At 64.9% G+C, this 23,478-nt stretch carries 20 protein-coding genes and 1 pseudogene; 8 read left to right on the top strand and 13 right to left on the bottom strand.

The window, feature by feature from the left end; all coding sequences use genetic code 11:
* The 13 genes and pseudogenes from ABJF10_RS14840 to ABJF10_RS14780 form a co-directional block, all read right to left on the bottom strand.
* Nucleotides 1-2,000 (bottom strand): protein kinase (locus ABJF10_RS14840; protein ID WP_348545367.1); only part of this gene is annotated, 2,000 nt, incomplete at its 3' end.
* Nucleotides 2,001-2,233: 233 nt separating this feature from the next.
* Nucleotides 2,234-2,965, bottom strand: a complete 732-nt coding sequence (locus tag ABJF10_RS14835; protein ID WP_348545369.1) for an alkaline phosphatase family protein — start codon at nt 2,963-2,965, stop codon at nt 2,234-2,236.
* A 15-nt stretch (nt 2,966-2,980) separates the two neighbouring features.
* Nucleotides 2,981-3,610, bottom strand: coding sequence for an alkaline phosphatase family protein (locus ABJF10_RS14830; protein ID WP_348545366.1), 630 nt, complete (start codon nt 3,608-3,610; stop codon nt 2,981-2,983).
* Nucleotides 3,607-4,338, bottom strand: a complete 732-nt coding sequence (locus ABJF10_RS14825) for a rhamnogalacturonan acetylesterase (protein ID WP_348545365.1) — start codon at nt 4,336-4,338, stop codon at nt 3,607-3,609. Before ABJF10_RS14825 ends, ABJF10_RS14830 begins: the two co-directional genes overlap by 4 nt.
* Before the next feature lie 99 nt (nt 4,339-4,437).
* On the bottom strand, nt 4,438-5,886 hold the full coding sequence (locus ABJF10_RS14820) for a sulfatase (RefSeq protein WP_348545364.1): 1,449 nt from the start codon (nt 5,884-5,886) through the stop codon (nt 4,438-4,440).
* A gap of 404 nt (nt 5,887-6,290) precedes the next feature.
* Nucleotides 6,291-6,773: pseudogene (locus ABJF10_RS14815) on the bottom strand (response regulator); the annotation flags it as partial.
* Nucleotides 6,770-7,792, bottom strand: coding sequence for a chemotaxis response regulator protein-glutamate methylesterase (locus ABJF10_RS14810; RefSeq protein ID WP_348545363.1), 1,023 nt, complete (start codon nt 7,790-7,792; stop codon nt 6,770-6,772). The pseudogene ABJF10_RS14815 and the gene ABJF10_RS14810, both read right to left, overlap by 4 nt.
* Nucleotides 7,789-10,029 (bottom strand): hybrid sensor histidine kinase/response regulator, encoded by a 2,241-nt coding sequence (locus ABJF10_RS14805; RefSeq protein ID WP_348545362.1) that lies wholly within the window; start codon nt 10,027-10,029, stop codon nt 7,789-7,791. The genes ABJF10_RS14810 and ABJF10_RS14805 overlap by 4 nt, the downstream gene beginning before the upstream one ends.
* Nucleotides 10,026-10,685, bottom strand: a complete 660-nt coding sequence (locus tag ABJF10_RS14800; RefSeq protein WP_348545361.1) for a chemotaxis protein CheW — start codon at nt 10,683-10,685, stop codon at nt 10,026-10,028. Before ABJF10_RS14800 ends, ABJF10_RS14805 begins: the two co-directional genes overlap by 4 nt.
* Nucleotides 10,685-11,893 carry a CheR family methyltransferase gene (locus tag ABJF10_RS14795; RefSeq protein WP_348545360.1) on the bottom strand — a complete coding sequence of 403 codons (1,209 nt, stop codon included), beginning with the start codon at nt 11,891-11,893 and terminating at the stop codon, nt 10,685-10,687. Before ABJF10_RS14795 ends, ABJF10_RS14800 begins: the two co-directional genes overlap by 1 nt.
* Nucleotides 11,890-12,342 carry a chemotaxis protein CheW gene (locus tag ABJF10_RS14790; RefSeq protein ID WP_348545359.1) on the bottom strand — a complete coding sequence of 151 codons (453 nt, stop codon included), beginning with the start codon at nt 12,340-12,342 and terminating at the stop codon, nt 11,890-11,892. The genes ABJF10_RS14795 and ABJF10_RS14790 overlap by 4 nt, the downstream gene beginning before the upstream one ends.
* A 4-nt stretch (nt 12,343-12,346) precedes the next feature.
* On the bottom strand, nt 12,347-13,564 hold the full coding sequence (locus tag ABJF10_RS14785; RefSeq protein WP_348545368.1) for a methyl-accepting chemotaxis protein: 1,218 nt from the start codon (nt 13,562-13,564) through the stop codon (nt 12,347-12,349).
* Nucleotides 13,565-14,546: 982 nt separating this feature from the next.
* Nucleotides 14,547-15,017 (bottom strand): response regulator, encoded by a 471-nt coding sequence (locus ABJF10_RS14780; RefSeq protein ID WP_348545358.1) that lies wholly within the window; start codon nt 15,015-15,017, stop codon nt 14,547-14,549.
* Between the two features lie 208 nt (nt 15,018-15,225).
* Between ABJF10_RS14780 and ABJF10_RS14775 the strand changes: the two genes are divergently transcribed.
* From ABJF10_RS14775 to ABJF10_RS14740, 8 genes are all read left to right on the top strand, one after another.
* The gene (locus ABJF10_RS14775) at nt 15,226-15,498 is read left to right on the top strand and encodes a hypothetical protein (protein WP_348545357.1); all 273 of its coding nucleotides are present in this window, start codon (nt 15,226-15,228) and stop codon (nt 15,496-15,498) included.
* A gap of 205 nt (nt 15,499-15,703) precedes the next feature.
* Nucleotides 15,704-16,546: an aspartyl protease family protein gene (locus tag ABJF10_RS14770; protein ID WP_348545356.1), complete on the top strand. Its 843-nt coding sequence runs from the start codon at nt 15,704-15,706 to the stop codon at nt 16,544-16,546.
* Between the two features lie 96 nt (nt 16,547-16,642).
* Nucleotides 16,643-17,773 carry a thiolase family protein gene (locus tag ABJF10_RS14765; protein WP_348545355.1) on the top strand — a complete coding sequence of 377 codons (1,131 nt, stop codon included), beginning with the start codon at nt 16,643-16,645 and terminating at the stop codon, nt 17,771-17,773.
* Nucleotides 17,774-17,794: 21 nt separating this feature from the next.
* Entirely contained in the window at nt 17,795-19,651 is a 1,857-nt protein-coding gene (locus ABJF10_RS14760; RefSeq protein ID WP_348545354.1) for an AMP-binding protein, read from the top strand.
* A complete protein-coding gene (locus tag ABJF10_RS14755) occupies nt 19,648-20,421 on the top strand; it encodes a 3-hydroxybutyrate dehydrogenase (RefSeq protein ID WP_348545353.1) in 774 nt (257 codons plus the stop codon). The genes ABJF10_RS14760 and ABJF10_RS14755 overlap by 4 nt, the downstream gene beginning before the upstream one ends.
* Nucleotides 20,418-21,815: a GntP family permease gene (locus ABJF10_RS14750; protein WP_348545352.1), complete on the top strand. Its 1,398-nt coding sequence runs from the start codon at nt 20,418-20,420 to the stop codon at nt 21,813-21,815. The genes ABJF10_RS14755 and ABJF10_RS14750 overlap by 4 nt, the downstream gene beginning before the upstream one ends.
* Before the next feature lie 69 nt (nt 21,816-21,884).
* The gene (locus tag ABJF10_RS14745) at nt 21,885-22,736 is read left to right on the top strand and encodes a hypothetical protein (RefSeq protein WP_348545351.1); all 852 of its coding nucleotides are present in this window, start codon (nt 21,885-21,887) and stop codon (nt 22,734-22,736) included.
* A gap of 26 nt (nt 22,737-22,762) precedes the next feature.
* Nucleotides 22,763-23,478: fatty acid desaturase (locus ABJF10_RS14740; RefSeq protein ID WP_348545350.1), on the top strand; the 716-nt coding region annotated here is incomplete at its 3' end.

The raw sequence follows: 23,478 nt of genomic DNA, 5'->3' as shown, positions 1-23,478 counted from the left end.
ATGGCCATGAGCGGGCCGGCCGGTGAACAGGCCACCCTGGGGGCCGGATATTGGGTGAGCGTGAAAATCGACCGGCCATCCCGCACGTCCAAAAAACGAACGACCGATTTCCGGGTCGCGGCGTCATGTCCCGCGGCGGCCAGCCCATTTCCATCGGAGGAAAACGCGAGGGAATTATCCGCCCCGGCGCAGTCCTGGAAAGTCGCCGTCACCTCGCCCGTATCGGCACGCGACAGACGGACCGCGCCATCCCGGTGGGCCGTGGCGACCAGCCGTCCATCGGGGGACCACGCCGCGTGCTCAATCCCTCCGCCCAGCGGAAATGTTTTCAACTGCTGGCCGGCGCAGAGTTGCCACCCGTAACGCCATTCGAAGCCGCGCAATTCTTCCACGCCTTCCCGTGGAAAATACTCCCGCAGGAAATTGCGGGCCGTGGCATAGCTGCCCTTTTCGATGTTGATCGTGGAGGAGAACATGTCGGCGGCATATTGGTTGCGCCGGGATTGCAGCGCCGTGGCCCGGGCTTTTTCGGAGTTGATCTCGGCGCGCTGCCGCTCCGCTTCCGCCTGGGTGCGTTGCGCTTTTTCCCCCTCCAGCGCCTGGACGGCCACCGCCCGCAACTGGCTCTGCTCCCTCTCCGCGCGCGTGGCCCGCACCGCTTGCCACAGGCTGGCCGCGAGGCCAATGACGAGCGACGCCACGATGGCCGTGCCGGCGGCGAAGGCGAGCTGGTTGCGCCGGACGAGCTTGCTGAGCAGATAGCCGGCGGTCGGCGGGCGCGCGATGACCACTTCGTTCCGGAGGTGCCGCTCGAGATCGAGCGCGAGCCCGTTCGCCGTGTCGTAGCGCCGGCTGCGATCTTTCTCGAGGCACTTCATGACGATCCAGTCGATATCGTCGCGCAGCGTGCCGGGGAGCTTGGCGGGCTCGGTGTTGCGGCGCTGGGCGGCTGTCGTCATGGCCGCGCCGTCCAACGTCTTCATGCGCATCGAGGGCCGGGGTGGATCCACCTCCCGGATGATGCGCCGGATTTCATCCATGCCGGCGCGCGCGAGAGTATCCTTCGCGATGGGCGTGTAGCCGGTGAGCAGTTCGTAGAGCAGCACGCCGAGCGAGTAGATGTCGCTGCGCGTGTCGATATCCAGCGAGGTCATTTCCGCCTGCTCGGGACTCATGTAGAGCGGCGTGCCGATCATCTGCTGGAACTGCGTGTAGACGGTCTGCTCGGTGAGCCGCCCCTGCGTCGCCTTGGCCACGCCGAAGTCGATGACCTTGGGCACCGCCTTGCCGTCGTTCATCGTGACGAGGACGTTCGACGGCTTCAGGTCGCGGTGGATGATCCCTTTCTGATGCGCGTGCTGCACCGCCTGGCAGACAGTGATGAACAGCTCGATGCGGTGCCGTGTCGAGAGCTGCTGCTCATCGCAGTACTCCGTGATTATCACCCCGCGGACCAGTTCCATGACGAAGAACGGCCGGCCAAACTGCGTGGCGCCCGCGTCGAGGACCTTGGCGATGTTCGGATGATCCATCATGGCCAGCGCCTGCCGCTCCTGCTCAAAGCGCGCGATGACCTCCTTGGTGTCCATGCCCAGCTTGATAATCTTCAGGGCCACGCGCCGCCGCACCGGCTTTTCCTGGTCCGCGACCCACACGGTGCCGAAGCCACCCTCGCCGATTTGCTCGCGCAGCTTGTACGGGCCGATCATCTCGCCGCCCTCCTCGGGCTTGAGCCGGGCCATTTCCCGCTCGACCTCCGGCGAGAGAGTCTCGCCCTCCGCCATGAACCCAGCCGCGCCTTCGTGCGCCGCGAGCAGTTCGCGCACTTCCGCGTGCAGGGCCGTCTCGTCGCCGCACGCCTTGGCGACAAAAGCCGCGCGTTCGGCGGGCGGGCGCTCGAGGGCGGAATTGAAGGTCGCCTCGGCGCGCGGAGACAGGGGCGGCCGGACGGGCACCTTCGGTGGGGCCGATGGACGTCGAGGGGGAGGCGAGTCGGGCATCGGCGTGTTCATATCATCTGCTCATGCGAAATCCGGCCAGAAAAGGGATCAGGGCGTTTTGTGGCCGGAATCGTGGGGTGGAAACCGGGCCGTGCGACCTCCGGCGGACAATCGCAGCGGATCGCGGAGAGGAAAGTGGGCGCCGCGCGCGGAGTGTTTTTCCCATCGCGCGCGGAGCTCGCGATCCACCGACGTGCGTGACGCTATATCCAAAGAAGCGCTGTCGCAGGACTCTACGGGGCGGTGAGGATTTCCCGGAGGGCGTGGCCTTCGACGTTCGGGAGGGGGACGCCGAGCAGTTCGGCGATGGTGGGGGCGACGTCGCGGTTGCGGATCTTGCCGAGCTTGGCGCCGGGCCGGATGCCGTAGCCCCAGGCGAGGAAGACGCCGTCGAGCTCGGGGTCGCTGGCGAGGTAGCCGTGGGTGCCGTAATAGCCTTTGGGGTCGCCGTTGGCGGTGTCGCCGTCGACCTTGGCCTGGAAGGCGTAGCCGGGCTTGGCGGTGAGGATGAGGTCGCCGGTGCCCTGGTTTTCGGCGGGGGTGGGGATGTCGATGCTGTGGGCGTCGGCGCCGTCGATGACTTTGTCCACGCCTACGAGGGCGGCGCAGATTTCCTTGAGCTTGGGGAGCAACGCGGCGCGTTTCGCGGGGTCGGTGATGTAGACGAAAGCGAGGCCGCCTTCGGGGACGACGTAGGCGTCGCACTTTTTGACGGTGGCGCCTTCGGCTTCGATGAGGCCGGCTTTGCGCAGGACGACATTCGCCCAGATGCCGGTCTTCACTTTCTTGAAGCCGTGATCGGTGGTGATGATGACGGTCGCCTTGTCCTTCAAGCCCGCGGCTTCGAGGCCGGCGAGGAGGTCGCGGATCTGGTAGTCGACGAGCGCGTAGGCGGCGTAGCTGGCCATGCTGCCGGGACCGTCCGCGTGATTGAGCGCGTCGGTGTTGAGGTAGTGCATGAGCAGGAGATTCGGCTGGTGTTAGACGAGAATATCGATGGCCGCGTGGTTGTACATCGAGTCGCGCCAGGCGGGGCTTTTGCCCTTGATGAAATTGTGCAGGTCGTCCGCGGTAAGGATGCCGGCGGAGATCAGTTCGCCTTCGATCCCGCCGGTCGGTTTCGGGATTTCGAGGAATTCATAGTCTATGGTGCCGGAGTTCAAGATGGCCACCCAATCGACCTGCGCGGTCTTGAGGCCGGCTTGGTGGGCGAGATCGTAGATGGTGGGCACATGCACGAGGTCCGCCTTGTCGCGCCACTGATCGATCATCGGCGGCTTATCGATGCCCGGGCGGACGAGGAGGCCATTGAAGAGGACGCCGTGCTGGATGGGGCCGACGCCGGTGACGAGGGTGGTGTGGCAGATCCAGGTGATGGAGGGGTTGACCACTTCCATGCTGTCCGCCTCGGCGCCTTCGGCGGCGAGCTTGCGCAGAGTGGGGACGGGCAGCGCGGGATCGTGCCAGAGCCAGGCGGGGAAGCCGTCGATGGTGATGAGGATGACGACGCGGTCCTTCGCGGGGATCGGCGCGGCGGCGGATGCGGCGGCGATGAGGGCGAGGGAAAGCGCGAGGCAGGTGCGGAGCAGTTGCATGGGCTGCGAAATCATTTCGCGGGAGTGAGGTGCGCGGCCAGATCGGGGGCGACCTTGCGCAATTCACCGGCGATCAGCGGGGCGATCATTTCGCCGCCGTGTTCGTTGAGGTGCGTGCCGTCGTGGGTGGCGGGAGGTTTGGCTTCGGCTTCCATTTTGGCCTCGGCCACACCGCTCGCCCCGAGCTTTTCGATGAGCTCATGGCTGCGCGCGTGGAGATCGACCAGCGGGACTTTCGTTTCCTCGGCGACTTTTTTCATCGCGGCAACGTAGGGCTCGAGGTCGACGCGGAGGTGCTGCTTGTCCGGCTGGAAAGTGCGGCGGACCATCGATGTCACGAGGACCGGCTTGGCGCCGGCGGCGCGCGCTTCGTCCACATAGCGGATGAGATTGGCGCGATAGGTGGTCTCGGGGTCGGTCTCGCGATTGGGGCCTTTGCCGGGTTGATCGTTGTGGCCGAACTGGATGAGGACCCAGTCGGGTTTCAGCGCGAGGGCCTTCGCCCAGTTGCCACTGTCGAGGAAGCTTTTGGTGCTTTGTCCGCCGCGGGCGGCGTTGGTGCATTCCACATCGGGGGCGAGGAGCTTCATGAACGCCGTGCCCCAGCCGCTCTTCTCGGCGACGGTGGAGTCGCCGACGAGGACGACGCGGAGTTTGTGGTCGGTGGGGGCGGGATCGGCAGCGACGGCGAAATGCGCGGCGCAGGCGAGGAGGAGGACGGTGAGGAATTGGCGGGGGGACATGGTGGGGAGAGCTGTTTTGGGGCGAATCCTTAGAGTGTGCCAAGGGATTTTTAAAACGCAGAGGCGTCTCCGCGTCTCCGCGTTTTAATCCTCCACCCGCTACTGCGGCGGCGGGGTCCACCGGCCGGGTTCGCGCGCGCCAGTGCCGACGCGGTGGGTGAGGGCGTCGCCCATGTCTTCACGGGCTTTTTCAGCGAGTGCTTCGAGTTGCTTGACGACCTCGGGATTTTGCGCGGCGACGTCTTTCGTTTCGCCGATGTCGTCGCCGAGGTTGTAGAGTTCGTGGCCGACGAGGAGCGGTTTGTATTTGCCGGGGAGGCCGTCCTTGCCAGGCGTCTGGCCATTCATGGTGCGCGTGGTGTGCGGGAAGAAGAGCTTCCAATCGCCGCTGCGCACGGCCTGGAGTTCGTTGACGTTGTAGTAGAAGTAGTAGGCGTCGTGCGGGTTCTTCGCGCCGGATTCGCCAGTGAAGAGCGGCCAGATGTCGAGGCCATCGATCTTGTGCCCGGGCAATGTCGCGCCAGTCAGGCGGGCGACGGTGGGGAAAATGTCGATGGCCATGGCGGGGCCGGGCCAGACGCTGTCGGCGGGGATTTTGCCCGGCCAGCGGACGATGAAGGGCTCGCGATGCCCGCCGTCGAAATTGGTGCCCTTGCCCTCGCGCAACGGCTCGGCGGAACCCGCGTGATTGCCGTAGCTGAGCCACGGCCCGTTGTCGGAGGTGAACATCACGAGGGTGTTGTCATCCAGGCCGTTCTTCTTCAAGGCGGCGAGGATCTGGCCCACGGCCCAGTCGATTTCCTCGATCACGTCGCCATAAAGTCCGCGCTCCGATTTGCCACGAAACTTGTCACTCACGTGCAGCGGCACGTGCGGCATGTTCGGCGCGACATAGAGGAAGAACGGCTGGTCCTTGTGCCGCTCGATGAAGCTGACCGCGTGCTCCGCGTACCAAGTGGTGAGTTGCCCCTGGTCGGCATGCGTGAGCCCGAGCTTGGTCGGCGTCTCGCCATCGTAGAGCGGCAGCGGCGGATACGCGCCCGGCTTGGCCTCGGGATGATTCGGCCACATGTCGTTCGAGTACGGGATGCCGAAGTATTCATCGAAGCCGTGGCGCGTGGGCAGGAATTGCGGGCGGTCGCCGAGATGCCACTTGCCGTAGATCGCCGTGGCATACCCCTTTTGCTTCACGAGCTGCGCGAGAGTCATCTCGCCATCGGCGATGCCGATCTTCGAGTTCGGCCCGAGCGCGCCGTTGATCCCGATGCGATTGGGATAACATCCTGTGAGCAGCCCCGTGCGTGAGGCCGAGCACACCGCCTGCGAGGAATGAAAGTCGGTGAACCGCCGCCCCTCGTGGGCCATGCGGTCGAGATTCGGCGTAGTGAAGCCCTTCGCACCAAACACGCCGACATCGGCGTAGCCCTGGTCGTCGGTCATGAAGATGACGACGTTGGGCGGCTTGGTCTCGGCGCGGGCCGCTGGGATGGCGGTGGCGACGGCGGCCAGGGTGCAGAAGAAGGCCAGAGGGATGCGGAGGGAATGCATGGTGAAGAGAGAACCCGCAGAGCCGCGATCTCACGAGTGGGAAATGCCCGGATTGCAGCCGCGGGCGCATCTTGGCTACCGACGCACGGGGGACGAGCGCATCAACCTTGCGGCTCGAGGCGGACGGTGACTTTGGGACGGGGGGTGGATTCGGCGGGTGGGGTGCCGCCGAATTTGGCGACTTCCTGGCGGAGGATTTCGGCTTGTTTTTCGTAGCACTGGTCGCAGATGCCGTGGCTGAGTTTCAGATCGGAGTTTTCGCGGAGGTACTCTTCGATCTGGCTCCAGTACTCGCCATCGTTGCGGACGCGTTTGCAATAGCTGCAGATGGGGAGGAGGCCGCGGAGTTCTTTGACCTGGGAAAGGGCTTCGCCGAGCTTCTGATTGCTGGCCAGGAGGGCGGTGTTGCTCTCGAGGAGTTGCTGCTGGCTTTCGCGCAGGGCGCGGAAGGCTTCGTCGCGCTCGAGCCGGCTGAGAAAGGCGGTGGAATGGTAGCGGACGCGGGCGACAATCTCGAGCTGGTCGGGGAGTTTGACCATGTAGTCGTTGGCGCCCATGGAGAAGGCGAGGCTTTTGGTCTGCGAATCTTCCTTGGAGGAGAGGACGATGATGGGGGTGTTGCGGGTCGCGGGGTTGGCGCGAAAGCGGCCGACGATGGCGAGGCCATCGACGCCGGGCATGACGAGGTCTTGCAAGATGACGGTGGGGCGAAGGCGATTGGCGACCTCGATGGCTTCGGCGGGATCGGAGCAGTAGTGCAGGGCCAGGCCCGGCTCGGAGGCGAGATAGCGGCGGATGACCTCGGCAATGAAGGGCTGATCGTCGACGAGCAGGATGATGGAGGTGTCGGTCGGAGGGTTGCCGGGAACGGGGATGGCAGAGTTCATAAATTGTGGGGGTCGGTGGGGAGAAGGCGGCGGGTGAGAGCGGCGGCGATTTTCTCCAAGGGGAGCACTTCGGCGACGGCGCCGAGTTCGGCGGCGGCCTTGGGCATGCCGTAGACGGCGCAGGTGGCGCGATCCTGGCCGATGGTGTGGTAGCCCGCGTCGCGGATGAGCTTGAGGCCGGTGGCGCCGTCGCGGCCCATGCCGGTGAGGAGGACGCCGAGCACCTCGCCGCGCCAGCAACGGAGGACGCTTTCGAAAAAGACATTCACCGAGGGACGGTAGGAACAGCCCACGGGGTCGGCGGTGTAGCTGAGGACGGCGCCGGGGCGGAGGGTGAGATGGTCGTTGGTGGCGGCGATGAGGACGACGCCGGCTGCCACGACGTCGCCTTCGCGGGCGAGGCGGACGGGGAGCTGGGAGACATCGTTGAGCCAGCTCGCGAGGCCGGGGGCGAACTGCGCATCGACGTGTTGCACGACGACGATGGCGGCGGGGAAATCGGCGGGCAGGCCGCTGAGCACTTTCACCAGGGCAGCAGGACCGCCGGCGGAAGCGCCGATGGCGACGAGCTGGCGGGCGCGGTCGCGCGGGCGCGGTTCGGCCGGAGTGGAGGGTTCGGCGGGGTCGACGACCAATTTGGCAATGGAGTCGATCTTGTAGAGAAAGGCGGCCGCGCCGTTCTGCCCGCCGGCGCCGCCGAAGGTGGGCGTCTGCACGGCATCGAGCGCGCCGGCGCCCATGGCTTCGAAGGCTTTGGCGGCGTTGCCCTCGACGGTGGCGGTGACGACGAGGATGGCGCAGGGGCTGGCGGCCATGATGCGGCGGGTGGCTTCCACGCCATCCATGCCAGGCATGAGGAGATCCATGAGCACGAGATCGGGGCGGTCGCGCTGGCAATTGGCGACGGCTTCGGCGCCATCGCGGGCGGTCCACACCACCTCGTGTTTCGATGAAGAGACGATGGCGCGCCGCATCACTTCCACGGCCATGGGCATGTCGTTGACGATGGCGATTCTCATGGTTCGCCGATCAGGTCCGCAACGGAGGAGAGGAGGCTCTCGTCGTGGAAGCTGCCTTTGGTGAGATAGTAGTCGGCGCCGGCTTCGAGGCCGCGGGCGCGGTCTTCCTCGCGGTCCTTGTAGGAGACGATCATGACGGGGCGGGACTTGAGGTTCGGGTCCTGGCGAATGAGAGAGACGAGTTCGATGCCATCGAGCCGCGGCATGTCGACATCGGTGATGACGAGGTCGTGGCCGCCGGTGCGGATGGCGTTCCAGCCGTCCATGCCATCGACGGCGATCTCGACTTCGTAGCCGCGGCCCTCGAGGAGCTTGCGCTCGAGTTCGCGGACGGTGAGCGAATCGTCGACGACGAGGATGCGCTTGCGCGGGCGGGAGTCGCCGGCGGCGGCGGTGCGCTGGACGTGATCGAGCCGGCCGGTGGCGCTGAGTTTTTCCACGGAGCGGACGAGGTCCTCGACATCGACGATGAGGAGCGGGGTGCCGTCGTCGGTGAGGGCGCCGGCGCTGATATCCTTGATCTTGCCGAGGCGCGAATCGAGGGGCTGGACGACGAGTTCGCGTTCGCCGAGGAAGCGATCGACGACGAGGGCGTAGCGCTGGCCGCGTTCGCCGACGATGACGACGGGCATTTCTTCGCCGCTGAGCGGGTTTTCTCCCTTCTCGAAAACCTGATGCGCGGCGACGAGGCCGATGCGCTGGTCTTCAAAGGCGAAATGCTGCCGGCCCTCGAGCGATTCGATTTGCTCCTGGCGGAGCTTGAGCGTGCGCGTGATGGCGGCGAGCGGGATGCCGTAGGGCTCGCCGGCGATCTCGACGACGAGGGCGCGCAGGACGGAAAGGGTGAGTGGGAGCTGAAGCTGGATGGTGGTGCCGCGGCCCAACTCGGTGGTGGTGCGAAGGGTGCCGCGCAGTTGCTTCATTGTGACCTGCACGACGTCGAGCCCGACGCCGCGGCCGGAAATCTCGGTGACGTGCTCCTTCATCGTGAAGCCCGGCAGGAAAAGGAACTCGAGCAGCTCGGCGTCGCTCATTTTGGCGGCGGTCTCTTCGTTGGTGAGCTTCTTCGCGACAATGGCGCGGCGGACGGCTTCGACGTCGATGCCGCGGCCGTCGTCGCGCACGGTGATGAGGAGCATGCCGGCGCTGTGGCGGGCTTCGAGCCAGATGGCGCCTTCGCGCGGCTTGCCGGCGGCGAGGCGTTCCTCGGGAAGGTCGATGCCGTGGTCGACGGCATTGCGCAGGAGGTGGCTGAGCGGGGCCTCGAGCTTTTCGAGGATGTCGCGGTCGACCTGCGTCTGCTCGCCGACGATGGCGAGGCGCACTTCCTTGCCGAGCGAGCGGCCGATATCGCGGATGAGGCGCGGGAAGTTTTGCGCGGAATCGATGAAGGGGCGCATGCGCAAGGCGAGCGCTTCATCGTAGAGGCGATGGGATAAATTGCCCGAGCGACGGTCGAACATTTCCAGCTCGGCGAGCCGTGCGCCGAGGAACTGGCGGCACTCCGCGCCTTTGTGCTCCAGCGCGGCGAGGTGCGATTCGGCGCGCTCGGAAAGCAGGAGGCCATGGAGGGAATCGCGCAGCGCCTCGACGGTTTTGCCGAGGTCCTGCTGGAGGCGCTTGAGACGAAGCAGCGAGCGGGCGAAGGGATCGAGCCAGCGGGCCTCGACGAGCGACTCGCCGGCCAGGCCGAGGAGGCGGTTGAGATGATCGGCGGTGACGCGCAGGACGCGGTCGGAATCGATGGCGATGAGCGCGCCGGCCTGGGGCTCAGTGATGGGAGATTCGACGGGGAGAGCGGACGGCGCTGCGGGAGATTCGGCGCCGGTTTCGGCGATGGCGGCGAGCCTGGCGAGGAAGGTTTCGATCTCGCTGGCGCCGTCCCATTTCGCGATCTCCGCCTCCGGCGTGTGCGCGATGCGAGAGAGGAGATCGACGCCGCTGAGGAGCAGATCGACCTGGGCCTGACCGAGCGTGAGCGCGCCCTTTTGGGCCGAGACGAAACAGTCTTCCATCACGTGCGCGACGCTCACGGCGGCGTTGAGGCCGACGATGCGCGCGGCGCCCTTGAGCGAGTGCGCGGCGCGCATGAGCGATTCAAAATGGCGGGCGGTGGCGGGCGCGCGCTCGAGAGCGAGCAGGCCGGAGGTGAGCGTTTGCGTCTGCGCTTCGGCTTCGATGCGGAAAAGATCCACCATCGAGAAGTCGCTGAGATCGGTGGGCGAAGTCGCGTTCATGCGAGGCTCTTGTTGAGAGAGTAAAAGAGGAGCTGATCGTCGAGTACGCCGACGGCTTTGTCCTGCCAGGGCAACATCGCGCGAGTGTAGGTGGCCGTGGAGCGGGCGACGGTGGCGGGCGCTTCGCCGAGCTGGTCGGGGTGGAAGCGATGGATGCCGTGGATTTCATCGACGGGGAAGACGAGGCGTTCGCCATCGCGACCGACGACGAGGAGGCGTTCGTGGACGAGACGGCGCTGCGCGGTGTTCGCGGCCGGCGTTTTGTCGATGCCGAGGAGCGCGTGCAGGGAGACGCAGACGAGGAGCGCGCCGCGCACGTTGGCGATGCCGAGGACGGCGCCGTTGCGCCGGTGGGGCAGCGAATGGATGGGCCGCAACGCGCACACTTCCTGGAAGACGCCGGCGGGGAGCGCGAGCCATTCGGCGCCGAGGCGGAAGATGACGACGGAGTCGGTGTCGCGCCGGGCGTCCTGCCTTTGGGTGCGGATCTGCTGCGCGGATTGGGCGAGGTAGGCGGAGTCGACGCCGCGATCGAGCAGGTCTCTCGCGGCGGAAGAATAGACGGGGCAGTTGCGGCAGTGGACGGCCTGGGCGAGCTCGGCGCACGTGCCATCGCCCCAGATGCCGATGTGATTCCAGCAATCGTGCAGTTTCATCAGGCGGCCTTTTCCGTGCTGCGACGGGCGCGCTCGCGGAGCGCTTGCGCGGCGCCGGCATCGCCGCGTTTGGCGGTGAGCAGCGAGCAGTGCAGCAGCGCGTCGTGATGCTGCGGATTGAGGTAGAGCGTCCGGCGGTAATAGGCGGCCGCTTCATCGCCCCGATCGGCGGCGTCGCTCACCAGGCCGAGGAGATAGTAGGCTTGAGCGGAGGCGCCGGATTGCTGGAGAAAGGCGTGGCAGATGGCAGCGACTTCATCGAGGCGGCCTTCGTCGGCGAGCCGGAGAGCTTCGACCAAATCGGGAGCCGGAGCCGCGACCGGCGCGGGAAGCGGCCTGGATACAGGCATCGGGACGGGACGCGGCTTGGGCGGAGGTGGTGGAATGAGCGCGCGCTTGCTCACGAGCTGCGGAATCGGCGCCGGTGCTGCTTTGCCTTTGCGGAAAGCGAAGGCCAGGGAGATGCGTGTGTGGGTGAAGTTGTAGGACGCGAGCAGCCCGGTCTCCGCCGGCCCAACACAGAACAGGCCGTTCGGCGCGAGGAGCCGCTCCAAGGCGAGAACGGCACGGTGTTGGGTGGCGTCGTCGAAATAGATGAGCAGATTGCGGCAGAAGATGGCGTCGTAGGCGCGGCCTTGGGGCAGCGAAGTTTCATCGAGCAGATTGCCGCGATGGAATTGCACGAGCTGGCAGACCGCGGGATCGAGGAAGCAACCCGCGGGTGTTTGCTGAAAGTAACGGTCGCGAAATTGCAGCTCGCGACCACGGAACGAATTGCGGCCGTAGATGCCCGCCCTCGCGTGGGCCAGCACGCGCTCGCTGACGTCGATCGCATCGATGTGAAATCGTCCGGGCGCGATGCCGGCATCGAGCAGCGCCATGGCCAGCGAGTACGGCTCCTCGCCGGTCGAGCAAGGAACACAGAGGAAATGCAATTTGGCGGATAAGGACGCGGTCCGTGCGTGCTCGGCCACCACGCTGAAGGCCTTGGGATCGCGAAAGAACCAGGTTTCGGGGACCACGACAGTCTCCACCAGGGCCTGCACTTCGGCGGGCGTGGTGCGCAAGCGTTGCAGATAGGCCTCGATACTGGCGGCCTGGCAGGCGGCGACGCGCAGGCGCACGGCACGCTCGATGGCCGACATCCCGATCGATTCCGGATCGAGGCCGATCACTTCGTGAAGCAGCCGGGCGAATGCTTCCATCATGCCGCCTCCTTGACCGGGTGATACAACGCGTCGAGAACCGCCGCCGAAAACAGCTTCTGCGGCGTGATCCACTGGACAATGCCGCGGTCGTCGCGCGTCACGGGGCCGAGGTACGGCGCGGCATCCACGGCCACTTCGGCCGCGGCGAAATCACCGACCTCCCGGTGCAGCATCTCGTTGGCGCGTTCCGCGATGAGGGCGAAGCGGCGTCCGCTGGCAATCTCGACGATGAGGATGCGCGTGCTGATGCGGTGCGCGGCGGTGCGCGCGAGCGCCAGTTCGCTGAGATCGATGACCGGAAGAGCGACACCATGGTAGTCGAGCATGCCGGCGATGCCCGGAGGTGCTTGCGGCAGCTGCTTGACCTGCGCCAGTGGGAGGATTTCCACGAGTTCGCGCGCGTCGAGCGCGTAGCGGTCCTGGCCGAGTTGGAAGACGATGAAGAGCATGGGCTTAGGCGGAGCGGAGCTTGAAGCCGTCGAGGCTGGTGAGCATGCCGCGCGAAGCATCGTGGAGCAGCTCGATGCTGACATTGGACTGGCGCAGGGAATCGGCCGTCTGTTGCGTCGCTTCGCTGAGCTGCGAGAGCGCTTGCGTAATTTGATCGGCGCCGAGGGCCTGCGCCTGCATGCCTTCATCGACCGTGGCGAAGCGCGGGCTGAGCGTCTGCACCTGGTTGATGATCTGCGCGAGCTGGCTACTGACTTGCTGCACCTCCTGCACGCCGCGGCGCACTTGCTCGCCGAACTTATCCATGCCCATCACGCCGGCGGCGACGGCGGACTGCATCTCCTTGACCATCTGCTCGATGTCGAAGGTGGCGACGGCCGTCTGGTCCGCGAGGCGGCGGATCTCGGTGGCGACCACCGCGAAGCCGCGGCCGTATTCGCCGGCCTTCTCGGCCTCAATCGCGGCGTTGAGCGAGAGCAGGTTGGTCTGGTCGGCGACCTTGGTGATGGTGGCGATGACCTGGTTGATGTTGCCGGCCTTTTCGCTGAGCACGGCGAGCTTGGAATTGATCGCGCCGACGGCCTCGACGAAGAGGCCCATCGTTTGTTCCATCTGCCCGAGGCTCGCCTGCCCGCTGTTCGCGAGCGTCGCAGTTTCCTCGGCGATGCCGCTGACCTGGTTGACGGTTTTCACCAACTCGCGGGACGTGGCGGAGATTTCCTTGGAAGTCGCACCGATCTCGGTGGTGGTCGCGGCGACTTCGCTCGTGGTGGCCTGCTGCTGCTTGGAAGTCGCGGCGATCTCGGTAACGGAAGAGTTCACCACCATCGCGGCTTTCTGCACCTGGGTCGTCAGTGCGGAGAGACTCGTGATCATTTTGACGAGGGCGTTGCCCATCACGTCCTTGTCGGAAAGTGCGCTGACCTCCGCGCGAAGATCGCCACTGGCGATCCGGTCGGCGACGCCAGCCACCGTGCGTAAGGAACCCACCATGCCCGAGAACGACTGCGCGAGAATGCTTATCTCGTCACTGCCGGAAGTGTCGATTTCGTGTGACAGGGCGCCTTCGAGCGCCGCTGTCTGAGCGGCTTCCGCGAGCCGGCGCAGGCGGCCGGTGATATTGCGGCCCACCGCCCAGGTGAGCAGCCCGGCCAGCAGCAGTGCGCCCGCGGCGAGGCCGATCGCCTCGAGACGCCGGCGTTCATAGTCGGCAAGTCGCATTTGCAGGAGGCGGTCCAGCTCGGTCGTCGCGGTCTCCGCCAGTTTGGATTCAGCAGCGGTCGCTCGCTCCCCCGCCGCGATCAGGGCCGCGCGGTCGATCTCTTTGTTGCCGAGGGCGATTTGGTCGCCCAGAGCGAGCAAGGCAGTGATGCTTTTCTTAAACTCCTCGAGCTGCGGCGGAAGGTCGTGTTGCAAGCTTTCGCTCACCGCGCCGAAACTGGCGTCTTCGCGGATCGCACGTTCGATGGAATCGACGATCCGGGGCAGGTCCGCGTCGTGGAGCAGCGCGGTCTTCCCGACAACCGCAGCTTGGTCCTGGGCGCTGGCCTCCGAGAGGAATCGAAGTCCGTGTTCGGTGATCTGGCTGATGTGTTGCGGCACAGAAGGCATCGCTTCGAAGACCGCCTCCCCGAGTTTGAAGCTGTCGACGGCGGGATCGATCGTGAGGCCCCCCGTGTCGGTCGTCTGCTTGATCGCCGCAGCCAGCGCCGTGAGGAGACGCTCGTGTTGCTGCATGCTGAGTTCGGGGGTGAGTTGGTCCCATCCTGCTTTCAGCGCCTCCCAGTCGTGGCGCATCTTTTCCGGAAGGGCGTAACCGAGGCCGCGGCTCTCGAGCTCGCTGGGCGTGAACCTGAGCCGGGCGCCGAGCTGGCGGTGCAGTTGATCGAGCGCATTGAAGGCCGTGTCGATCTTCGCCTGCTGCGCGAGGACTTCGTGGTGCAACTGTTTCTCGCCGGTCAGATACCGTTGGAGGAGGACTTGATGGATGCAGACATGCTCGTTGAGCTCGGACAGGGGCCGATTGAACGCGACGCCAGACCTTTCGAGTCGCGCGAGGGCGAGGCTTTCTTCGATCGCCTGAAAGGTGAAAAACGCGAGAATACCAACTGGCAGCGCGAACGAGACGATGATGAGGACGAGCTTCTGCCAGAGTTTAAGTTTGCCGAGGAGTTTGGTCATGGGAGCGGGGGTGGTTGGTGGATCAGCCCAGCACGCGGTCGAGAGCGCCGGTGAGCTTGGCGAAGGTGAAGGGTTTCTGCACAAAGCCCTCTGGTGGCGGAGCGCCGAAGTTCTTCCGGATCTCGCTCAGGTCGAATCCGCTGATCAGGATCACCGGGATGCCGGCCCAGAAATTACGCAACTGGCGGAAGGTCTCCTCGCCATCCATCACCGGCATGAGGAGATCGAGCAAAACGGCACTGATCTGCGGGTTGCGTTCCAGTTGTTGAAGCGCTTCCAGACGATTGCCGGCGGTCACGGTCTTGAAGCCCTGACATTCCAACATCATCGCCGCCGTGGTGCGCAGGGCGTCATCGTCATCGACGATCAGAATAGTGTCCTTATGCGGCGGATACTCTGGGGCGGACGCCGTGGGGGTCCTCTCCGCCACTGCCCCGACGGAAGACGAAACAACAAGCTGCTGGCTGGTTGACGACGGTGGAATGAAAGACATACGTCCCAGTCCAAGCATGGACCGGCGCTATGCCTCGGGGGAAACTACTGATGTGAGTTAGGGGAAAACACGCAGAACGACCCGGGAAGGGAAAAAAAGGTGAGAATTTTGAGGAGATGGGGATAGACTCTGCACACTGTGATCGAACTCCCTTGGTCGCAGGCAGAAGCAAACCCCAAAACAAAAACAAAGTCAGATCCATACCCCTATGAAATCCCTCATCAAGTACTCGTTCCTCGCGGCAGTGGTGTCGTTGGTTGCTGTCGGCTCCGCTTCGGCGGATGACCAGCAATTACAGCAACGCCTGGGCCGGCAGCAGGCGCAGGATGGCCAGCCGAGCCGGACGACGACGGTCGCGGTGTATGCAAACAATCGTGGCGTGGGGCGCAATGCCACGCCGGACGAACAGTCCGACGTGCGCTTTGAGCTGCGCTCGACGGCGCATGGGCAGGTCTACGGCGCCTACGTGTCGGGCCGGTAAGCTCCGGTTCCGCAATCTTCGAGCCTCCCTGTGCCTCCCCGGTGCGCAGGGAGGCTCGTTGTTTTTCGGGCGGTGGACAATCCTGTCCACGATGGTGAATTTCTGCCGGGCGGAAGGGGGCGCGTGCGGCGGTGCGTGGGGTGGGAATCCAGTGTAAACGGAAACTCCGGGCGGGGGTTGCACGCGGCTTGCTATAGCCCGCGGTGTGCACTTCGCCCGTCTCTTCGCTCTTTTCCTGGCCTCCTGGTTCATTGTCGCCAAGCCGGGGCACGCGGCGACGGAGATCCCATTCACTTTTCGGGCGGGGATGATCTGGCTGAAGGTGGAGACCGGGGCGCCCAGTGCACCGCTCGCCTTCCTGCTCGACTCAGGGGCGGGGAAGAGCGTGCTGGACCTGGGTGCGGCGCGACGTCTCGGAGTGAAGCTGGGGACGCGGGAAACGGTGCAGGGAGTGGACGGGCGGTGCGCGGCCTACCAGGTGGATGGGCTGGGCGCGACAGTGGGGTCCGCGCCGGTGCCGCGGCAGATGCTGGCGCTGGATTTGCGAGCGGTGAGCGCCGGTTGCGGAGCGCGCGTGGACGGTCTGCTGGGTGCGGATTTCTTTCGCGAACACATCGTGCGGATCGATTTTGCGGCGCAAAAGATCCGCCTGCTCAGCGCCAACGAAATGGCCGCGAGCGAAGGGAGGATGTTGACGCTGGCACACCGCAACGATGCGCTCTGCGTCCGTGCCGGGATCAATGGCGGCGCGCCGCAGTGGATGCGCGTGGATACGGGTTGCAGCGGAGCGCTGGAGTGGGTGGTGACGGGCACGCCTGGGCGCCGCATGGCGGAAACCTCGGTCGCCACCGCGGGAAGTTCGCCGAAATCCGTCGAGACCGAAGTCTTGCTGGGCGAGGAGCGCATTTCGGCGGTAAAGACGGGCCTGCATCGCCAGGCTATGTTTGCCGGGGAGTCGGGGCTGATTGGGAACGGATTGCTCTCGCGGTTTCGGGTGACGGTGGATGCCGCGGGCGGGCGGCTGCTGCTGGCGCGGGTGGGGCGATAGCGGCTTCGGGCTGTCGGCAAAGATTGCGCTGGCGGTGGGGCTGGCGAATGTCTTCCACTTTCGATTCGCGATTTATCCTGCAGTCATCATTACCTCATGAGCATAAAACCGATCTGGATTGTTTCCGCCAAGCGTACGCCCCAAGGGCGGTTTTTGGGCGGGCTGGCGAAGAAGTCGGCGGTGGAGCTGGGGGTGGTGGCGGCGAAGGCGGCGCTTAGTGGCATCGACGGGGCCTGGGTGGATTCGGTGATCGTGGGCAATGTGCTGGGGGCAGGCCTCGGGATGAATGTGGCGCGGCAGGTGGCGCTGGGGGCGGGGCTGCCGGTGTCGGTGCCGGCGTGCACGGTGAATATGATGTGTGCCTCGGGGATGCAGGCGGTGCGGCTCGCGGTGCAGGCGATCGGAAGCGGCGAGGCACGCGTGGTGTTGTGCGGCGGGACGGAGTCGATGTCGAATGCGCCGTATCTGCTCAATCGGGCGCGCGGGGGTTACAAGCTGGGGGATGGCGTGCTGATCGATAGTTTGCTGCGCGATGGATTGACCGATGCGTTTAGCGACGAGCACATGGGGGTGACGGCGGAGCGGCTGGCGACGCGCTACGGGATTTCGCGCGCGGCGCAGGATGCGTTCGCGGTGACGAGTCAGCAGCGCTACGCCGCGGCGTTGGCGGCGGGACATTTTCGGGAGGAGATCGTGGCGGTGGACAAGGTGGAGCAGGATGAGCATCCGCGCGCGGATACCACGGTGGCGAAATTGGGGACGTTGAAGGCGGCGTTCGACAAGAGCGGAACGGTGACGGCGGGGAATTCGTCGGGCCTCAATGATGGGGCGGCGATGCTGTTGGTGTGCGAGGAGGAGCGGGGGCGGGAGCTGGGGCTGACGCCGCTGGTGAGGATCACGGCGAGTGTGGCGGTGGGGTGCGAGCCGGCGGAGATGGGGCTGGGGCCGGTGTACGCGACGCGGCGGATTTCGCGCGATGTGGGGGAGTTCGATTTGATTGAGCTGAACGAGGCGTTTGCGGCGCAATCGCTGGCCTGTATCCAGGAGCTGGGGCTCGATGCGGGAAAGGTGAATGTGGATGGCGGGGCGATCGCACTGGGACATCCGATCGGGGCATCGGGGGCGCGCTTACTGGTGCACCTGACGCATCGCAAACCGCGGCGCGGGCTGGCGACTTTGTGCGTCGGAGGGGGGATGGGTTGTGCGATGGTCCTGGAGCGCGCGTGATGTCTTAACGCTTTTCCTGCGATGCTTCCCCCCGGCAACGAACGAGACGAATCACTTGAAGCGGATTGGACGCCAACGCCGGAATTTGTCGCGACGACGAATCTGGCGTGGCTGATGGAGAGGACGAGGACGGCGACCTACGAAGAATTGCATGCGTGGTCGGTGCGGCATCGCGCGGAGTACTGGGGGCTGGCGATCGAACGGCTCGGGGTGCGCTTCGAGCGGCCATGTCGCGCGGTGCTGGATCTGTCGCGCGGGGTGGAGGCGCCGCAATGGTTGCCGGGCGCGCGGTTGAATGTGGTGGAGAGTTGCTTTTCCGCGCCGTCGAATTCGCCGGCGATTATTTACCAGGCAGAAGGTGGTGAACTGTCGGTGATGAAGTATGGCGAGTTGCGGGCGCTGACGGGGCGCGTGGCGGCAAATTTGCGACGGCTGGGTTATCAACCGGGCGATGCGCTGGCGATCTTGATGCCGATGACGGCGGTGGCGGTGGCGATTTACCTAGGGATCGTGGCGGCGGGGTGTGCCGTGGTGGGGATCGCGGACAGCTTTCGTCCGCGCGAGATCGCGACGCGGCTGCGGATCGCGAAGGCGGCAGGCGTGTTCACGCAGGATGTGCTGCTGCGCGGGGGGAAGGAACTGCCGCTTTATGCCAACGCGATCGAGACGGGCGCGCCGCGGACGATCGTGGTGCCGGCGCGGGAAAGCCTCGCGCTGCCGCTGCGCGCAGGAGATGTAGCGTGGCAGGGCTTCCTGGAGATCGATGCGCCGCTGGAGATCACGGCACGCGACCCGGAGGACACGATGAACGTGCTTTTTTCGTCGGGGACGACGGGCGAACCGAAGGCGATCCCGTGGACGCAGACGACGCCGTTGAAGTGCGCAGCGGACGCCCATTTTCACCAGGACATCCGCCCCGGCGAGGTACTGGTGTGGCCGACGAATATCGGCTGGATGATGGGGCCGTGGGTGATTTTCGGGAGCCTGATGAATCGCGCGGCGATGGGGCTGTACTACGGCGCGCCGACGGGGCGGGAGTTTGGCGAGTTCGTCGTGGCGGCCAAGGCGAGGGTGCTCGGCGTGGTACCAAGCCTGGTGCGGACATGGCGGAACACGGGTTGCATGGAAGGGCTCGATTGGAGCGGGATCAAGTGTTTCACTTCCACGGGCGAATGCTCGCGCGCGGATGACATGCGCTGGCTAATGCAGACGGCAGGCGGCCGGCCGGTGATCGAATACTGCGGCGGAACGGAAATCGGCGGGGCGTACATCAGCAGCGTGCTGGCACGGCCGAATATCGCGGGGACGTTCAACACGCCGACGCTGGGGCTGGACGTGATGATTCTCGACGAGGAGGGGCAACCTGCGGAAATCGGTGAGTTGTTCGTGGTGCCGCCGTCGATCGGGCTTTCCAATTCGCTGCTGAATAAGGACCACGAAGAGACGTATTTTGCCGGCGCGCCGCGCGGACCGGGAGGCGAGACTCTGCGGCGGCATGGCGACCAGATGGAGCGGCTGCCGGGCGGCTACTGGCGCGCGCACGGGCGGGCGGATGACACGATGAACCTGGGTGGGATCAAGGTGAGCTCGGCGGAAATCGAGCAGACGTTGCGCGCCGTGCCGGGAGTGACGGAGACGGCGGCGATCGCGGTGTCGAGCGGAGGAGGGCCGAGTCTGCTGGTGATCTACGCGGTGTGTTCGGGCGCGCCGGAGAAAACATTACTCGCGACCGCGATGCAGGGTGCGATCAAGCGCGACTTGAATCCCCTTTTCAAAATTCACGATGTCGTCGTGATCGATGCGCTGCCGCGCACCGCGTCCAACAAAGTGATGCGCCGCGAATTGCGCGCGCGTTACAACACCTCCCCAGCGTCATGAACCCTCTCGCCCGCACTATTCTCGTCACCGGCGCGGGCAGTGGATTGGGGCGGGGCCTGGGCGCGTGGCTGGCGCAGCGGGGGCACACGATCCTGGCGACGGACTTGCAGTTCGCGGCTGCGCAGGAGACGGCGGCGCAGATCGTCGCGGCGGGTGGGCGGGGGGGGGCTTTTGCGCTGGACGTGACCTCGGAGGAGAGCATCGCGGGATTGCTGAGCGCGCTGGGCGAAACGCGCGTCGATGTGCTGATTAACAACGCCGGGCTGCAGTACGTGGCGGGCATCGAGGAATATCCAGTGGAGAAATGGGATTTGCTGATGAGCGTGATGATGAAGGGGACGTTCCTGATGTCGCGCGCGGTGCTGCCGGGGATGCGGGCGCGGAACTTTGGGCGGATCATTCACATCGGATCGATTCATAGCTTGATCGGCTCGCCTTACAAATCGGCTTACACGGCGGCGAAGCATGCGCTACTCGGCTTTTCCAAGGTGCTGGCGCTGGAGACGGGCGGCGCGGAGATCACGAGCAACACAATTTGCCCGGGTTACATTCGCACGCCGCTGGTGGATGCGCAGATCGCGGGACAGGCGCGCACGCGTGGGATTTCGGAAGACGAGGTGATCGACACGGTGATGCTTGCGCCGATGCCAAAGAAGGCCTTCATCGCGATCGAGGAAGTGGCGGCGGCGGTCGATTACCTGATGAGTCCGCTGGCGCGCAATGTGACGGGGCAGGCCCTGGCGATCGACGGGGGTTGGACGGCGCAATGAGTTTCGTCATCATCCTCGCGGCGCTGGTGTTCCTGATGTTTGTCGCGTATCGCGGGCACAGCGTGATTCTCTTCGCGCCGGTGGCGGCGCTGGGTGCGGTGCTGCTGACCGCGCCGGACCTGGTCGCACCGATGTTTACCGGGCTCTTCATGGAGAAGATGGCCGGGTTTCTGAAGCTCTACTTCCCGGTGTTTCTGCTTGGCGCGGTGTTTGGAAAAGTCGTGGAGATGTCTGGGTTTTCGAAGTCGATCGTGTCGGCGGTAGTGCGTCTCGCCGGAAAGCAGCAGGCGATTTTTTCCATCGTCGCGGTGTGTGGGCTGCTCACCTACGGCGGGGTGTCCTTGTTCGTCGTGGTCTTCGCGGTGTATCCGTTTGCGGCGGAGATTTTCCGGCAGAGCGGACTGCCGAAACGGTTGATCCCGGCGACGATCGCGCTGGGCGCGTTCACCTTCACGATGGATGCGCTGCCCGGGACGCCGCAGATCCAGAACATCATTCCGATTCCGTTTTTCAAAACGAACGCCTACGCCGCGCCGTGGCTGGGGAGCATCGGCGCGGTATTCATCCTCGCGGTGGGGCTCTTTTATTTGCACTGGCGCAGCCGTCGCGCCGTTGCGGCCGGGGAAGGATATGGGGAGAATCTGCTGCAAGAGCCGGAGCCGTTTGCCGGTGAGCGGATGGCGAATCCGTGTGTTGCGCTCCTGCCGCTCGTGCTGGTCGGCGTGCTGAACAAGATCCTCACCACGGCGGTTCCGAAGATGTACGGCGAGACGCATTCGTTCATTCCATCGGTCGTCGGCAAAGCCGCGCCAGTTTCGCAGGAGATTGCGAAGGTGGCGGCAATCTGGGCGGTGGAAGGTGCGCTGCTGGGCGGGATTTTGACCGTGCTGGTGTGCGCGTGGAAACCGGTGCGGGCCAGGTTTGCGGAAGGATCAAAAGCCGCGATCGGGGGCGCGCTGCTGGCGTCGATGAACACGGCGTCGGAGTATGGCTTCGGCGCGGTCATAGCGGCGCTGCCGGGATTTCTGGTCGTCGCGGAAGCGTTGAAATCCATTCCGCATCCGCTGATCAACGAAGCGGTGACCGTCACGTCGCTGGCGGGGATTACCGGTTCTGCCTCGGGCGGCCTGGGCATCGCGCTCGCGGCGATGGGCGACACCTTCGCGCAGAATGCGCTAGCCGCCGGCATCCCCCTCGAAGTCGTGCACCGTGTGGCGGCCATGGCCAGCGGCGGGATGGATACGCTGCCGCACAATGGCGCCGTCATCACCCTGCTCACCGTCACCGGCCTCACGCATCGCCAAGCCTACGGCGATATCTTCGTCATCACCTGTATCAAGACGGTGGCGGTGCTGTTCGTCATCGCGGTTTATCAGGTCACGGGGCTGGTGTGAGGCGGGTCGGGAACGAAATTCTTGATGAAATCAGCGGCAACCTTATGCTCACCGACTCTGAAAAACGGTGTGATCACGTCCTCCAGCCAATCCATTCACATCGACCTGGACGGGGCGTGGCCAAAGGATTCCACGGAATCTTATGTCGACTGCCGCGACTGGGGCAGACGGTTGCGCTACAGCGCCACCTCGGGTGGGATCGAGGCGTTTTACGAGTTCATCCGGCCACGCACGGCCCGGTTCACCCTCTTCGGGTCGGGTGACTATCATCACTTGACCGCCCTGTGGCTGCGCAAGCTCGAGGAGCCGGTGACGCTGGTGTCGTTCGACAATCATCCCGACTGGGATATTCGCCCGCCGCGCTGGTGTTGCGGGACGTGGATCAATCGCGCGCTCGAGCTGCCGACGGTGCGCAAGGCGGTGATTTGGGGTTGTGGTAATTTCGAGTTGAACTGGCCGGGCAACTTATTTGTGAGCCGGACGGCGCTGCGCAACCAGCGCCTGAAAGTCTGGCCGTGGACGGAACGGCTGAAGGCTTCCGGCCGCAAGCGCTGGCCGGGGATGACGCGCGAGGACTGGCGGGAGAAATTCAGCGCCTTCGCGCAGTCGATGCGCGGGGAAGCGGTTTACATCACCATCGATCTCGACTGCCTGGACCGGGAGGAATCGGCGACCAACTGGGAGAACGGGCTATTTACGGTAGAAGACATTCTCTGGGCGCTCGGTGAGTTGCGCGCACAAACGAAGATCGTGGGTGGCGATCTTTGCGGCGCCTACTCGCAGCCCGTCTTTGAGCGGTTGAAGCAACGTATCGAATCCGCGCTCGACCACCCTCGACTCGAGCCCGTGAATGAAGCGACGGCGACCAACCGTAACACCCGCGCTCGCACGCTCCTCTGGACTGCCTTGACGGCTTCTTGAACGCTGATTCCTTTTCCAATTTTCCCATGGCCACCGAACCCATCCGAGTCGAAGACGTGAAAACCGATTCCCAGGTTTTTGCCTATAGCAGGTGGGACGCGATCCCGGTGCTGTTTGGAGTCTTCCACTTCGCCTACTTCTGGTCGCTCTTCTACCTGTTCCCGCGGACGCCGCTGTGGGGGATGCTCATCCTGGGAATCCTCTACTCGATCAGCATCTCGTGGAACATCAACGGCATCTCGCACAACTTCATCCACAATCCATATTTCCGGTCGCCGCTGGCGAATCGTCTGTTCAGCGTGATGGAATCGGTCGCCTGTTGTTTCTCGCAGCTCTATTACGATGTGGTCCACATGCAGCATCACAAGGGGAACAGCGACCGGCAGGATGAGCATGGCGATACCGTGGACTGGCTTTCCATTTACCGGCATGGCCACGATGGGCAGGCCGAGAACCCATGGAGTTACACTTTCCTGAGCTTCTTTCGCGACAACCCCGCGGCGATCGCGAGGGAGCTATCGAAGCGCGGACCGGACGAAGCGCACTGGGGAAAAATCGAACTGGGGGCGTTCATCCTCAGCATGGCCACCATGGCGGTGTTGAACTGGCATTATATGCTCTTCTTCCTGCCGTTCATGTATTTCGGCCACTGCTTGAGTTATCTCAATGGTTACTATCTCCACTACGGGGGAAATCCGGACAAACCGATTGCGTGGGGAGTAAGCAGTTATCACCAGCTTTA

It is taken from the genome of Chthoniobacter sp., assembly GCF_040003245.1.
In the GTDB taxonomy this organism is placed as follows: Bacteria; Verrucomicrobiota; Verrucomicrobiia; order Chthoniobacterales; family Chthoniobacteraceae; genus Chthoniobacter.
The sequence above is the reverse complement of the archived record's forward strand: the minus strand, read 5'-3'. Positions and strand labels throughout refer to the sequence as shown.

Excerpts from the sequence above, each read along its gene's own strand:
- ABJF10_RS14765 (WP_348545355.1), top strand. The coding sequence starts at position 16,643 with ATGAGCATAAAACCGATCTGGATTGTTTCCGCCAAGCGTACGCCCCAA.
- ABJF10_RS14800 (WP_348545361.1), bottom strand. The coding sequence starts at position 10,685 with ATGAAACTGCACGATTGCTGGAATCACATCGGCATCTGGGGCGATGGC.
- ABJF10_RS14790 (WP_348545359.1), bottom strand. The coding sequence starts at position 12,342 with ATGCTCTTCATCGTCTTCCAACTCGGCCAGGACCGCTACGCGCTCGAC.
- ABJF10_RS14805 (WP_348545362.1), bottom strand. The coding sequence starts at position 10,029 with ATGAACGCGACTTCGCCCACCGATCTCAGCGACTTCTCGATGGTGGAT.
- ABJF10_RS14785 (WP_348545368.1), bottom strand. The coding sequence starts at position 13,564 with ATGCGACTTGCCGACTATGAACGCCGGCGTCTCGAGGCGATCGGCCTC.
- ABJF10_RS14750 (WP_348545352.1), top strand. The coding sequence starts at position 20,418 with ATGAGTTTCGTCATCATCCTCGCGGCGCTGGTGTTCCTGATGTTTGTC.
- ABJF10_RS14755 (WP_348545353.1), top strand. The coding sequence starts at position 19,648 with ATGAACCCTCTCGCCCGCACTATTCTCGTCACCGGCGCGGGCAGTGGA.
- ABJF10_RS14760 (WP_348545354.1), top strand. The coding sequence starts at position 17,795 with ATGCTTCCCCCCGGCAACGAACGAGACGAATCACTTGAAGCGGATTGG.
- ABJF10_RS14795 (WP_348545360.1), bottom strand. The coding sequence starts at position 11,893 with ATGATGGAAGCATTCGCCCGGCTGCTTCACGAAGTGATCGGCCTCGAT.
- ABJF10_RS14775 (WP_348545357.1), top strand. The coding sequence starts at position 15,226 with ATGAAATCCCTCATCAAGTACTCGTTCCTCGCGGCAGTGGTGTCGTTG.
- ABJF10_RS14820 (WP_348545364.1), bottom strand. The coding sequence starts at position 5,886 with ATGCATTCCCTCCGCATCCCTCTGGCCTTCTTCTGCACCCTGGCCGCC.
- ABJF10_RS14830 (WP_348545366.1), bottom strand. The coding sequence starts at position 3,610 with ATGATTTCGCAGCCCATGCAACTGCTCCGCACCTGCCTCGCGCTTTCC.
- ABJF10_RS14825 (WP_348545365.1), bottom strand. The coding sequence starts at position 4,338 with ATGTCCCCCCGCCAATTCCTCACCGTCCTCCTCCTCGCCTGCGCCGCG.
- ABJF10_RS14810 (WP_348545363.1), bottom strand. The coding sequence starts at position 7,792 with ATGAGAATCGCCATCGTCAACGACATGCCCATGGCCGTGGAAGTGATG.
- ABJF10_RS14780 (WP_348545358.1), bottom strand. The coding sequence starts at position 15,017 with ATGTCTTTCATTCCACCGTCGTCAACCAGCCAGCAGCTTGTTGTTTCG.